Below are 13,271 nucleotides of genomic sequence, written 5' to 3' on the forward strand. Positions count from 1 at the left end.
GGTTTACGTGAATAACCGCTGGAACCAATTTATTTATAAGTGCTGGGCCCCTTTTTATGATGTTTTTTTTAATAACGGGATGTTTTATCGAGCTAGAAAAAAGTCTTTCAAGATGTCCCCTTTTCGTCTGAGCAGCGCATTTTATTTGTAGGTGTTGGAACGGGTGCCGATTTAGCTTTTATTCCTCATGAAGTAAATGTAACAGCCATTGACTATTCCAGTGAAATGCTTCAAAAAGCAAAAGATAAATACAAAAACCCGTCTATAACTTTCCACCAAATGGACGCTCAGCAGCTAACATTCGACTCTTTTTCGTTTGATGTTGTTGTAGCAAGCTTGATTCTTAGCGTAGTACCTGATGCTGAGCAAGCTTTAAAAGAAATGACAAGAGTAGTAAAGCCTAAGGGAACGATCCTGATTTTTGATAAATTTGAAACCAAAAAGAAATCCGCGACTTTTCCTAAAAAAATATTCCGCCTCTTCGTACAATTACTAGGAACAGATATTGGCCTCTCTTTTGAACATATGCTTGAAGCAAGCCGAGATCAGCTTATCTTGAAGGAAAATTCAAGCGTGATGTTGAAAGGTATGTATCGGAAAATTATTTTGCAAAAAGTTGATGAATGACTTCAAAGACTAGTTATGTCACTTTAACATGATGGATGTACATATCATTGTCTAGCTTTAATTGAAGAAAGGATGAACATTTTGATGATGAAATCAAAGGTCATAACAGTTGTCCTTGCAGCAGGCATGGTGTCCGGCTGCGGAAACGAAAGTAAAGAAAGTTCAGCTAGCAAACATACAGAAACAACACAGCATGAAGAACATCAGGCGCACACATTAGGGGATAAACGAGAAGAAACAAAAAATAGTGAAACTCTCCCTTCCTTTCTGAGTGACAAGCCCGAAGATATGCAGCTTATTTATGCAGCCGCTGCTAAGCATCAAACCTTACTAGAAAACATTCCTTGCTACTGCGGATGTGGAGAAGAAGCTAATCATCAAAACAACTACGACTGTTTTATCTTTGAAAACAAAGAAAACGGCGCAGTGACGTGGGATGATCACGGAACAAAATGCGGTGTCTGCTTAGAAATAGCGGCTCAAGCTGTAGTAGACTACAGCAAAGGCAAAAGCATCGAAGACATTCGTCAAGAAATTGATCATAAATATAAGGAAGGCTATGCCAAGCCTACTCCTACGCCCGAGGTATGATGCTTCAGCATAAAAATTAGTAAAAGACTTTGGTCTCTTCATCCAAAGTCTTTTTGTCATTTTATTATTTGTTGGTAAAATCTCGTTTGACCTCCCCTTTTAAGTCCTTGTAAAACGCCATAATGTAAAAATAACACATTTGGACGTTTATTTACTGAATGCTCGGGGAATATGCTTTCTAACACCCAAATATAACCATGAGAGGAGAAAAAAACTATGAGTAATTCTGTAGAAACAAATCATTCAGCAAAAGTTGAAGGAGCCATTAATTCTATGAGCGAGGAGAAAAAAGAGGATATTCTCTCTAGCTTCGAAGGATTTAAAAGTTATCTAGGGGACAAGGTCTCAAAAGGTGAAAAGTTAGGGATGAATGAAGAACAGCTGGCTAAAACAGCTCAGAAAGTAGCTGATTATCTCGCTAAGCATGAAGAGCCGCGCAACCGAGAGGAAAACCTGCTTCACGAACTGTGGAAGGTTGGAAACGAAGAGCAACAGCATCACCTTGCCCATATGCTTGTAAGATTAGTTCAATAATAAAAAAGATGACACGCTGCCGTGTCATCTTTTTTATTTATTGATATTAAACAGCGGGAATGATAATTTGCTGCCCAATTTGTAAATTTGCAGGATCTACGCCGGGGTTTGCATCCTGCAGCTGCTGAACGGTCATGCTGTATTTTTTCGCGATGCTATAGAACGTATCTCCAGCTAGAAGCAACTACATACATGAAACTTACTTTTACCATAAACATAAAAAATCCGAACGAATTGGATTTATCGTTCGGATCTCCTTTTAACTAACCTACGTCCACGCCTTTTAATAGAGATAAAAAGCAGGTTCGCCATCTTATCTTTTGCTATTTCTCACTAAAAGCAATTTTTAAGCCAATAAGCGTAAAGATAGAGCCTTGCACGAGATTAAGCCGCTTAGACAGCGCCGGAGATTTTCGCAAAAACTCCCCTACTTTTCCTGCAAATAGACTAATTAACGTAAAAATAATCAGCGCTTGAACTAAAAATACAGCTCCATAAACAAGCATTTGCTGTGTTGCGTGTCCGGTTGAATGATTAACAAACTGAGGTAAAAGAGCAAGAAAAAAAAGCGAAACTTTTGGATTCAGCAGATTCATAATCACTCCTTTTTTATATAGCACCTTGTACTCAACCGCTTCTTTGTTTTCAACAGCGAGAGCCGAATCTTTGGCTGTAAACGTCTTATAAGCCAGATATAATAAATAAGCTGCTCCAGCGTATTTTACAATAGCAAACGCTAAAGCCGATTGATAGATAACAGCCGATAGACCTAATGTTGCTGCAGCTATATGACCAAGCAAGCCCGTACAAAGCCCTAATGAAGTGGAGATTCCTGCATATCTACCATTTGATATGCTTTGTGCTAAAACAAATAAGTTATCAGGACCAGGCATAACCGTAAGCAACGCGGCTACGCCTAAAAAAGAAGTGATTGATACGATATCCATAAGTCGTTCTCCCCCTGCATGATTTTGCCCACCATTATAGCATTTTTTACTATCTAGTATTCAAAAAAATAAAATTTATCCACAAAAGAAGAGGTTGGGACATAACTAAATCAATCTAATCTAAAGATAAACAAATTGGATACATGAAATCTATATTCAGCATAACAACAAAAAAACACGAACTACCAATCAAAAAATAATTAATAGTTCGCATTTGACTTCAACTGAAATACTTTTGTCCCAGCCTCATTTTTACTACTTATTTAATTTGTTTTTCTATGATTTGTTCTTTAGCAGAGGCAGTCTGTGCTTCCGCTGCTTTCATTTCATTATTAACATCGATTGCTTCTTTTAAATACTCTGTTTTGTACCCGCTTTTAAGTGCCCAAGCATAAAAGAAAAGTGCAACAATTGCAATAAGACCCATATCCCAGCCGTATTTAATAATATTGAGTCCCCCGAACTTTTCACTTCCTATCCAGGAGATTGTCATCATACATAATAAGTAGACAATCATCCAAACGCCAGCTCGGAAGTTTTGACCAAAGCCTTTCCATTTTGATTTTGCTTGGTAATAAAAATAAATGGGCAAACCAATTAAAATAATAAATAATACCTGTCCAGTTAACGGCCATCTCGCCCAGTAAAGAGTAAGTGAAGCAAAGATGAAGCCAAGAGGCGCTATTACGTTTAGCCCTTTTATACGTAAAGGTCTATAAAGCTCGGTCCCCGTTTTTCTTAACGTCATAGCCGTGATGGGACCGGTAAGATATGAAATTAACGTAGCTACAGAAATAATTTCGGCTAAGATTCCCCAGCCTCTAAATAAAAATAAAAAGATGAATGAGACAAATAGATTAAAAAACATGGCTTGACGAGGAACGCCGTAAAGCGGATGAACTCGTCCTAGTATATTCGGCAAGTATTTATTTTTTTCCATACCATAGATCATGCGTGACGTGGTAGCTGTATACGTAATACCTGTTCCTGATGGCGATACAAAAGCATCGGCATATAAAACAATAACAAGCCAGTTAATATTTAACGCAATCGCTAGATCGGCAAACGGCGAATTAAAGTTAAGATGACTCCATCCTTTTACGATTTCTGAAGGATTTACCGCTCCAATAAACGCAATTTGAAGCAATACATAGATTACGGTCGCAATTAAAATAGAGCCTACTACTGCAATCGGAATAGAGCGACCCGGATTTTTCGCTTCTCCCGCCATGTTAATAGGGCTTTGAAAACCGTTAAAAGCAAACACAATCCCAGACGTAGCAACTGCTGTCAAAACGCTTGCCCATCCATTTGGAGCAACGCCTCCTGCAGAGGAAAAGTTTCCGCCGTGAAATCCTGCGAATAAAAGAGCACCAATTGTAAGCCCTGGAATCACAATTTTAAAAACGGTAATAAGTGAATTAGCTTTCGAAAATAAGCCTACGGTCCAATAATTTAAAAGAAAATAAATAATTAATAGTCCTGTAGCAATAGCCAAGCCTTTTCCAGTAAGAATCCCGTTTTCTACTAAACTGCCTGTCCATTTCGCCCACTCCCACGGCCATGAACTCATATACTGAACAGAGGCAACCGCTTCAACAGGAATAACTGATACGATGGCAATCCAGTTTGCCCAAGCCGCAATAAAGCCAAGAAATGAGCCGTGTGAGTATTGCGTATACTTAACCATACCTCCTGCTTCTGGAAACATCGATCCTAGTTCACTGTAAGAAAGAGCTATAAATAAAATAACAATCATTCCAATAATCCAAGAAGCAATTGCTGCAGGGCCTGCGATTTGAGCAGCTCTCCATGCCCCAAACAGCCATCCTGATCCAATAATAGATCCAAGGCCGACCATCATGAGAGAAAACGTTCCCATTTTTCTATGTAAGTTATTCATGTATCTAACACCTTTCTTCTATATATTCTGAGAAGTGAGTTATTAAGCGCTTTCATTGAATAAAAAATAAAATTCATTGCGAACTCTAAAAATCCTGTTTAAAAATAATGACCAGAAGCTTTTACATTCATTCATGCGTCCCCCTTCTTCATTTATTATTTGCTATTATATCATCATCAAGTTAAAAAAGTACGCGTTTTGAATAAAAAATATTTTTATTTTTAGAATTTTGTGCGTTTTACCAATTAAAAGTGCGCGTTTTGAACACTAATATTCATAAAAGCAGCCTTTCCATTAAAGTGATATACAAACGATCTTGTTGCAATAACTAGAAAAAAAAGCAGGGTAAAATGAAGCGCTCATTTTACCCTGCTTTTTTAAATTATTTTACAACAGCTAACACTGTTTCTTTAAAGCTGTTATAAACATACGACCAAAGAGCCGGTTCTTCTTTATATCTTGTTCGTAACGCAGAAAAGACTTCTTTTTGCTTTTCTTCAAACGAAGGATCTTCTTTTGAAGGAAGCTCGGCGCGAAGCTCATCCACGATTTGCTGAACTTCAGGAGCACGAGGACCCCATTTTCCCAGTAAATCTCCTTCATTGTTGAAAATTAAAATAATCGGAATAGCACGGCCGCCGTTTGTTAAGTGACGGTCAATTAATTCGGTGTCTGCATCTCGCAGTGCAACACGCACGTCAATGTCTGCCGCTTCAGCTACTTTACGAATGATTGGGTTAATCATCATCGCATCTCCGCACCAATCTTCCGTAATCGCTAAAAAGTGAAGCTTATGAGCCTTTAGGGTGTCAGCTAGTCCATCTTCTGGAAGCTGAAATTGTTCATAAACAGCTAAACTTTCCTCTTTTAATGTACTCATGTCGTTCATATATGTTTGAATTGATTTTCCTTCTTCAAAATACTGCTGTTCTGTTTTCATCAAAATCCCTCTTTCTTTTTTGTATACGAATAGATGAGATATGCAATCTCGTTTTTCTCTTTTCTACACGCATTACCAGTATAGCTTTTAAACAAAAGGAATCAAAATATAAAAGTCAGCGCGTTTTTTTAATCCCGTTTTTTAGCCTGCGACAGGATTTACAAAACTTCAATTTAAAAACAGCACATTGAGATGTTATAAAAAAAGAGAATCGGGTACAAGTACACTATCAATGTAACAAATTTTAAATCTTTGTGAATATTTGAGAATGTTTATTGTGTAACCGTCATCTTTTGATTATGATAATGATATGTTAGCTACTTGACTAAATATGGAGGATGAGGCAAATATGAATCAATCCCCGCATGAAAAGCGAAAAAAACGCAAACAGTTTGTAGAACGTTTAAGGCTAAAAGGAATCAAAATAGAGCTGACAAAACCGCGCTCTCACTTTTCTTCACTATCCTTACTAAAATCATAACTCGTAACCACCTTTTTCTAAAGCGGAACGGTATCGAATTTCAACTATCTATGCTAAGGCTTACATATCATTTCAAAAAGAACAGCTTCTAAGTGCTGTTCTTTTTTGATGTTTCTTTATATTTCTGCTCTGTCAAAAAAAATATAAACCTTTTTCTTTATTTTCCTCTTTTTTCTACCTAGGGCTTTCCGCTCCCTTTCATATGGTATTCTCAAAATATATAGTTCTATAAATACCTTAAATTACCACTATATTCAAGGTATATATAATATAAGTATATATTGTAAATTTATAACTCTTACTATATAATCTTGTAGAAAACGTAAAAAAAAGGAGAAAATTGATGAAAAAACTGGGGGCAATACTATTATCACTTCTGCTGTTTGTTGGCGTATTTCCAACGTCTTCATTCGCAGCCGCGTCAACATTTGACGCAGACTTCAACAAATATTTAAAATCGGTAAGCCAAACGCGAGGTTTTGAAGTAACCAAAGACGACGTTGAATATTCACTTTCACTGTATGACGATAGTCTTGAAAACTACGATACAATCGCAGATTTAGAAGATTTTTTAGGTGAACCGATTGCAGCTGACTTACATAACCTGCAAGATGTGTATGCAGATTTTGACTTAGACAAAACAAGCTTAAATGCGTTATTAAAAGAGAACGGTCAAAGCTTAGACGACTATGTGTACCTAGATGATTTATACGATGACGTCGGTTTTTATCTAGAAGGTGATGACTGGTATGAAGATGATGAGTCATATGACGAAGAAGACACTTCTTACGATGATGAATTAAGCGAAGAAGATTTAAGCGGCTTACTATCATTTATGCAGTCTGAATTAGGCTTAACTTCAGAAGAGTTAAACCGAATCGAAGCACATTTTACATCGTTAGAAGATGAGCTTTCAAATGAAGCAACGCTTAACCGCTTAGATCAATTAGGCGAGCGCTTAGCGGCATTCGAAGATTTTGATACAGCAACAGAATTATCTGCTGATCAAATCGCTGAATTAATGTCTATTTATAAAGAAATGCTATCAATCTTCCATTTGGACGCTAAATTTTCACTTGTACAAGGTGGAAATGAAAAACCGCTATCTCTTACTGATTTAATCAACTTAGAAGAATTAAAAAATGCAAGTCTAAAAATTTCTCTGTATACGACAGACGGTAAATTTTTAGCAGACATGGTGATCACAGGCGATATGTTCAATTCTGATATCATCACAGACACAGGAAAAGAAGTAGAAAAATCTGCTGAAGCTGTAGCAAAACCAGCTCAAGCGCAAAAACCAGCAGTAGAAAAGAAACAAGAACCTGTGAAGAAACAAACGAATGGCGCTGTACAAAAAACGGTCAAAGGTGCAAAACTTCCGGAAACGGCTTCTAATTATGTAACCAATACATTAATTGGATTAGTGCTTGTAGCAGCTGGCTTTGTTCTTTTCCGTAAAGTGAGACGCGCATAAAATGGAACCAAGAAAAACAAGAAGAACAATCAATCGTAAAAAGCGGTTGATTGTTCTTTCCCTTTTAGCCGCCGTCATTTGCTTTGGTCTTTGGTTTACGACCACAAACGCCTATAAATTTGCAAGAGGCTATTTGGCATTTAAAACAATGGATACAGAAGAACCAGCCTCAGCTTCAGTTTCTAAAAGCAAGGACTCATCAACAGCAGACTCTTCTGCTGAAGCTTCTTCTGTTGAACCTAAAAAAGCGGTACACTCTCGCACTGCTAGCTCAGAAAAAAAGCCGAAAGTGTCAAATGTGTCTTATCCGAAACAGCCAAAAATCGGTGATTTAATGGGCGAACTATATATTCCTAAATTAAACGCTAAGCTGCCAATTTATCACGGCACGAACGAAGATGAATTAGAAAAAGGCGTCGGTCATTTTGCAGGAAGCGTACTGCCTGGTCAAAACGATAATTCTGTCCTATCTGGACATCGTGATACGGTTTTTCGTAAGCTTGGCGACGTGGGTGAAGGCGATTCGCTTGTGGTGAACACAGCAGCAGGCACCTTCACGTATAAAGTGAACAAAGTACGAATCGTTGATGCGGATGACCGGACCGTTATTGTGCCGAAGCCTAGAGCCACTTTAACCGTCAGCACCTGTTATCCATTTAACTACGTTGGTTCAGCACCTGAACGTTATATTTTAGTCGCTCACCTTGTGTCATCAACACCAAAATAAAAAAGCTGTCCTTAAAAAGGCAGCTTTTTTTAATGAATAGATTTCATTAGTAAATCAAACCATATTTTCAGCGAAGTCGCCGTAATAACGATCGCTAAAATAACTTGCAGCGACGCTACCTTCGTCTTTTGCCCAACAAAAGCGCCGATTGGAGCTGCTAGTAGGCTTGCTCCAATAATCATAAGCGCCGGAAGCAAAAGAACTTGATGCGTCATCACTTTACCGAATGTTGTTCCCATAGACGAAATAAACGTTACGGCTAATGAGCTTGCAATCGTTACGCGCACGGGAATTTTTAACACAGTAATCATAATAGGCACGAGTAAAAATGCGCCTCCTGCTCCGACAATCCCCCCGCAAATTCCAACTAAAAACGCCAGAGCTGCTGCCAATGGTTTTGAAAACGTCACTTCGAATGAATCAGCCGCTGGATTATTTTTTTTGGGCATAAACATTAATCCTGCAGCAATTGTTGCCATCACGCCGTAAATGAAATTAATCATTCCTTCTGAAAACGAGTTTGATAGCGTCGAACCAATGAGACTGCCAACTAAGACGCTGATACCCATATATAAAATTAACGGTTTATTCAAATAGCCGCCCTTTTTGTAAGCAAGAGCTCCTGAAACAGACGCAAACAGCGACTGTACGGCTCCTATACCAGCTACTTCGTGCGCGCTGAACATTCCCACTCCTACAAGAGGCGGAACAAATAGCAACAGCGGGTACAAAACAACTGACCCTCCAATTCCAAGCATACCTGCTAAAAATGACCCGAAAAACCCGAGTGCAAATACCGTTATTAATAGTTGTACATCCATGTTTTTACCACCTGCTTATCAATCCAATATCATGTTTGTTATAAAGTATGTATAAATTACAACGCCTTATCTCTTCTTCCATTGTATCACTGTATATGGTTCTTTTCTGTAAAAATATTGATAAAAGTGCTTTCAATTATTAATTTTTTTAATCATTAAAATCCTATCGACTTTATGCGTTATTTACTTTTAGCCTAAACTTCCTCGTTCTCCCTTCTATTACTTGTGGTAGAATAAAGAAAAACTAGATGTTAGAACTGCCTACACGCTACGCTTATCTCAGCAGGCCCATCATCACAGGAGGCTTTCGTATGTTTGAATACAAAATTGATGACGAAGTTAGTTTGCATTTGATTGAATCAACTGACGCTTTCCCCTTGCTTTCTCTTATTAACGAGTCAAGACCTTACCTAAAAGAATGGCTCCCATGGGTAGATAGCATGCAAAGTATTGCTGACTATGATGAACTCATCCCTGAATGGAGAGCTCAATACTATAATAACCAAGGGTTCCAGGCCATCATTCGGTACTACGGAGAAATCGCCGGGATGATTGGTTTTCACGGAATTAATTGGGGAAACAAAAGTACAAGTCTGGGCTATTGGATTGGACATGATTTTCAAGGAAAAGGTATTATGACAAGAGCCGTACACGGATGCCTGAACTATGCATTTAATACGTTAAACCTTCATCGAGTCGAAATCCGCTGCGGCGTTAATAACGAAAAAAGTAAAGCCATCCCTACGCGTCTAGGTTTTACAGAAGAAGGCATTTGCAGAGAAGGTGAATACCTATATGATCACTACCACGACCTTGTGATTTACGGCATGTTAAAACACGAGTGGAAGCAAGCTCCTTATGCTCCTTGGCTTCTTTCTTAAAAAGTAGAATCATTTGTACAAGCTATCGTTTGAACTGACTATATTGGAAAAATTAAAAAGAGGTTGAACACATAACGAAATGAATCCAGCCTAAAGACGAACAATTGAGATACATGAACTGAACCGCTTATGACACCGCAGTTGATTTCCGTGCAAGACTTCGCTTTCCGCGGGCGGCCGCTGAGCCTCCTCGTCGCTTGCGCTTCTGCGGGGTCTCACCTGTTCCGCTTTTCCCGCAGGAGTCTTCGCCTTGCCCTTCAATCAACTGCTGGAAGAAACGAAACAGATAAAACTATATTCACCATAACAAAAAACGAACCCCTGATCACATATTGATCAATGGTTCGTTTTTTACTTAGGTTAAAATCCCTTTTTCCCAGCCTCTTTTTTTAATTAAAATACTGAAGCTGTTCGCGGCGAAGTTTATCTTTTTGTTTGTCTGAAATCGAGTAGTCGTAGTTATAAATAGCTCCTTCCCAATCTCCATACATTGGATTTGGAAACACGATTAGCTTTTGGCCAAACGCTTCTTTTTGCTCTTCTACAAGCTTATTTCGATCAGTAATGGACTTTTTATCAAAGCCGCTAAAATCAGATAAGTTATCACCAAACAGCAGGACTACATTATGATTCGTCGCTACTTTTTGACGGCGCGTTTCTTTTCCTTCATCTTTTGGACCCGTTAATAGCACATGGTCTTTGGTTGCTTGAGGAATATGTAAATTCTTTAGGTTTTTAATTGTTGCCTCAAGCTGAGAAGTTGTACGGCCCGAAATATAGTAAATATCTACGCCTTTTTGATCCGCATACGTTAAGAAATCAGCAGCACCTGGTACTGCTTTCGCTTTTGCTGCTTGCACCCACTCATCCCACTTATAAGGGAATCCTTTGCCGGTTTTGATGGCTGAAGCTTGAAATGGGCTATTATCAAGCACGGTCTCATCTAAATCTAAAATAATGGCAGGCTTTTTATCGGTACTTTTTGCAAGCGCCTCATCTAAACGAAGCTTTCCTGTATTATAGCCTTGGTAATACAAAGCTTTCATTTCGCCGGATGTTTGGTACCAAGCGTCCGCCATGATTTGCTGATCGGCTAGGTTTTGAACGGGTTCTTTTTTCTCCGCAGACACTTCTTTTTCCTGCTGAGGGGCACATGCTGTTAGTGAAAAAGCAAGTACAGCCACCCCTGTCAACGTTGATAATTTCTTATTCATTTTGCATCCACTTCCATCTCTACATATTTTCACACCAATAATGTTATATATTACCTCAATTAAACAAAAAATCAATACAAAGACGAATTATATTTTATTTTTTATTGCAATCGTTCGTTTTAATTAATGTTTTCTCCCTTTTTTTAACCATTATCCAAATATTTGTTTATACATTTTCCAAAATCCGTTTTTCTCATTCTTTCTTTGTAATCTTTTTTTAGAAGCATATTGTTTTATCACTTATTTGCTTTGAAAGAAGTTGATAAATCTGAATTATCTAACTTTTTATCTTGTGTTAGATTCTCTCACAAAAGTGCTTTTTTTTAAAAAGATATATAGTAAAATAGATTTTGTGAATTAAAAGACGGTGTTTTCTATCGAAAGTATTGTATAAATATACAAAAGGGGATGGAGATATGAATCACGTAAAACAATGGGGATGGATTACCTTTGGCTGTTTGTGCGTTGCCATCGGAATTCAATTTTTAACCGCTTCTAACCTCGTTATTGGCGGAACAGCAGGACTTGGAATCGTCCTGCAGCATTTAACAGGTATTTCATTTGGGGTATTGTTCTTTATCATCAATCTACCGTTTTATTTTATGGCTCTTACGCAAATTGGACTGCAGTTTACAATAAAAAGCTTCATCAGCGTTAGCCTGATGTCAGTGATGTCCGATTTATTAGCTGCCAACTTTTCGTTTGCACTTCCGCATCCGCTTGTAGCCGCGGTTGTGGGCGGCGTTATCGTCGGCATTGGACTGATTTTTTTGTTTCGCCACGGTTCTTCTCTTGGCGGAATCAACATGCTATGCGTGTTTCTTGATAAACGATTTGGCATTAATCCAGGTAAAACAATGCTTTTAACAGATGTACTGATTGTCGGCTCTGCAACGGTGGTATTTGGCGTGGTGCAAGTGCTTTATTCGTTAATTGGGATCTTCATCATGACAGGACTTCTTGGCCGCTATCATAAACGCTCGCCAATCGAACGCACTGGTGAACATATTGAAGAAGAAGCGAAACAACAAACGGCTTCAACCATGTAAAAAAACCTTGCGGGAATGATCCCGCAAGGTTTTTTGCTTATTCTGCTACTTTTACAAGCTGTTTTCCTAAGTTTGCTCCTTCAAATAAACCAAGGAACGCTTCAGGTACATTTTCAAAACCTTCTACAACGTTTTCGCTGTACTTGATTTTTCCTTGCTGCACCCATTCACCTAACTGCTTAATGCCTTCAGGGAATTTGTCTGCATAGTCGGCTACGATAAAGCCCTTCATTAACGCACTGTTAATTAATAAAGGTGTTTGAACACGTGGCCCAACGTCTTGTTTTTCTAAGTTATACAGTGAAATTTGGCCGCAAAGTGGAATGCGCGCAAATTTATTTAATAAGCTAACAACTGCATCTGAAATCTCTCCGCCGACGTTTTCAAAGTAAACGTCAACGCCATTAGGACACGCTTCTTCTAACGCTTCTTTCACATTTCCTTTTTTATAATTAATCACTTCATCAAATCCGAGCTCATCTTTTAAATAAGCAATTTTATCTTCAGAACCTGCGATGCCGACAACACGTGCGCCTTTAATTTTAGCGATTTGACCAACAACAGATCCAACAGCACCTGCTGCACCGGAAACGACTACTGTTTCGCCTTCTTTTGGCTGACCGATTTCAAGCAGTCCAAAGTAAGCTGTGAGACCAGGCATACCAAGAACACCGATAGCCGTTGTAATTGGCGCTAGTTCTGGATCAACTTTCTGTAAGTTTTTTGCTTCTGCCGCTGAATAGCGTTTCCAAGGAAGCATACCTGTCACGATATCGCCTTCTTTAAAGCGATCTGATTTTGATTCCGTTACGCGTGCTACAATGCCGCCTGCAAGCGGTGCGTTTAGCTCAAATGGAGGAACATATGATTTTGTATCGTTCATGCGTCCTCTCATATACGGATCAACAGAAAGGTACAGTGTTTGAACAAGTACCTCGCCTTCTTTCGCTGTAGGCATTTCAATTTTTTCGTATTTAAACGTATCTTTTGTTGGCATTCCCTTTGGACGTTCTGCTAATAAAATTTGTTCATTCATCGATATCGCTCCTTTTTATTTCTCTGTTTTTTGTAAAATGTGC

14 protein-coding genes and 1 pseudogene are annotated in these 13,271 nt (G+C 38.5%); 7 read left to right on the forward strand and 8 right to left on the reverse strand.

The window, feature by feature from the left end; genetic code table 11:
- The first annotated feature begins 7 nt into the window (after positions 1 to 7).
- The 3 genes and pseudogenes from ACO1DI_RS28045 (at position 8) to ACO1DI_RS28055 (ending at position 1,752) form a co-directional block, all read left to right on the forward strand.
- Positions 8 to 627, forward strand: a pseudogene (locus ACO1DI_RS28045) (class I SAM-dependent methyltransferase).
- An 84-nt stretch (positions 628 to 711) separates the two neighbouring features.
- Entirely contained in the window at positions 712 to 1,218 is a 507-nt protein-coding gene (locus ACO1DI_RS28050) for a PCYCGC motif-containing (lipo)protein (protein WP_115654323.1), read from the forward strand.
- A gap of 216 nt (positions 1,219 to 1,434) precedes the next feature.
- Positions 1,435 to 1,752 (forward strand): DUF3243 domain-containing protein, encoded by a 318-nt coding sequence (locus tag ACO1DI_RS28055; protein ID WP_014459329.1) that lies wholly within the window; start codon positions 1,435 to 1,437, stop codon positions 1,750 to 1,752.
- A gap of 46 nt (positions 1,753 to 1,798) precedes the next feature.
- On the opposite strand, the gene ACO1DI_RS28060 is transcribed toward ACO1DI_RS28055, so the two are convergent.
- The 4 genes from ACO1DI_RS28060 to ACO1DI_RS28075 form a co-directional block, all read right to left on the reverse strand.
- Complete coding sequence (locus tag ACO1DI_RS28060; protein WP_014459328.1) at positions 1,799 to 1,936, reverse strand: LysM peptidoglycan-binding domain-containing protein; 138 nt, start codon at positions 1,934 to 1,936, stop codon at positions 1,799 to 1,801.
- Between the two features lie 139 nt (positions 1,937 to 2,075).
- Entirely contained in the window at positions 2,076 to 2,699 is a 624-nt protein-coding gene (locus ACO1DI_RS28065; RefSeq protein WP_013057840.1) for a LysE family translocator, read from the reverse strand.
- A 259-nt stretch (positions 2,700 to 2,958) separates the two neighbouring features.
- Positions 2,959 to 4,602 (reverse strand): APC family permease, encoded by a 1,644-nt coding sequence (locus tag ACO1DI_RS28070; RefSeq protein WP_115654325.1) that lies wholly within the window; start codon positions 4,600 to 4,602, stop codon positions 2,959 to 2,961.
- A gap of 382 nt (positions 4,603 to 4,984) precedes the next feature.
- Positions 4,985 to 5,542, reverse strand: a complete 558-nt coding sequence (locus ACO1DI_RS28075; protein WP_243556526.1) for a thioredoxin family protein — start codon at positions 5,540 to 5,542, stop codon at positions 4,985 to 4,987.
- Between the two features lie 824 nt (positions 5,543 to 6,366).
- Between ACO1DI_RS28075 and ACO1DI_RS28080 the strand changes: the two genes are divergently transcribed.
- Both ACO1DI_RS28080 and ACO1DI_RS28085 read left to right on the forward strand, forming a co-directional pair.
- A complete protein-coding gene (locus ACO1DI_RS28080; RefSeq protein WP_423145789.1) occupies positions 6,367 to 7,500 on the forward strand; it encodes a processed acidic surface protein in 1,134 nt (377 codons plus the stop codon).
- Position 7,501: 1 nt separating this feature from the next.
- A complete protein-coding gene (locus ACO1DI_RS28085) occupies positions 7,502 to 8,227 on the forward strand; it encodes a class D sortase (RefSeq protein WP_014459322.1) in 726 nt (241 codons plus the stop codon).
- A 29-nt stretch (positions 8,228 to 8,256) separates the two neighbouring features.
- Here the strand turns inward: ACO1DI_RS28085 and ACO1DI_RS28090 are convergent, their stop codons facing one another.
- Complete coding sequence (locus ACO1DI_RS28090; protein ID WP_013057848.1) at positions 8,257 to 9,048, reverse strand: sulfite exporter TauE/SafE family protein; 792 nt, start codon at positions 9,046 to 9,048, stop codon at positions 8,257 to 8,259.
- Between the two features lie 311 nt (positions 9,049 to 9,359).
- On the opposite strand from ACO1DI_RS28090, the gene ACO1DI_RS28095 reads away from it, so the two are divergent.
- A complete protein-coding gene (locus tag ACO1DI_RS28095) occupies positions 9,360 to 9,929 on the forward strand; it encodes a GNAT family N-acetyltransferase (protein ID WP_013083913.1) in 570 nt (189 codons plus the stop codon).
- 127 nt (positions 9,930 to 10,056) lie between these two features.
- On the opposite strand, the gene ACO1DI_RS28100 is transcribed toward ACO1DI_RS28095, so the two are convergent.
- The gene (locus ACO1DI_RS28100) at positions 10,057 to 10,194 is read right to left on the reverse strand and encodes a hypothetical protein (protein ID WP_014459320.1); all 138 of its coding nucleotides are present in this window, start codon (positions 10,192 to 10,194) and stop codon (positions 10,057 to 10,059) included.
- 124 nt (positions 10,195 to 10,318) lie between these two features.
- Positions 10,319 to 11,143 (reverse strand): 5'-nucleotidase, lipoprotein e(P4) family, encoded by an 825-nt coding sequence (locus tag ACO1DI_RS28105; RefSeq protein ID WP_014459319.1) that lies wholly within the window; start codon positions 11,141 to 11,143, stop codon positions 10,319 to 10,321.
- Between the two features lie 416 nt (positions 11,144 to 11,559).
- On the opposite strand from ACO1DI_RS28105, the gene ACO1DI_RS28110 reads away from it, so the two are divergent.
- The gene (locus ACO1DI_RS28110) at positions 11,560 to 12,192 is read left to right on the forward strand and encodes a YitT family protein (RefSeq protein ID WP_014459318.1); all 633 of its coding nucleotides are present in this window, start codon (positions 11,560 to 11,562) and stop codon (positions 12,190 to 12,192) included.
- Positions 12,193 to 12,229: 37 nt separating this feature from the next.
- Here ACO1DI_RS28110 and ACO1DI_RS28115 read toward each other — a convergent pair whose 3' ends face one another.
- On the reverse strand, positions 12,230 to 13,228 hold the full coding sequence (locus ACO1DI_RS28115; protein ID WP_014459317.1) for an NADP-dependent oxidoreductase: 999 nt from the start codon (positions 13,226 to 13,228) through the stop codon (positions 12,230 to 12,232).
- Between the last annotated feature and the right edge of the window lie 43 nt (positions 13,229 to 13,271).

The organism is Priestia sp. 40, from assembly GCF_049368575.1.
Classification (GTDB): domain Bacteria; phylum Bacillota; class Bacilli; order Bacillales; family Bacillaceae_H; genus Priestia; species Priestia zanthoxyli.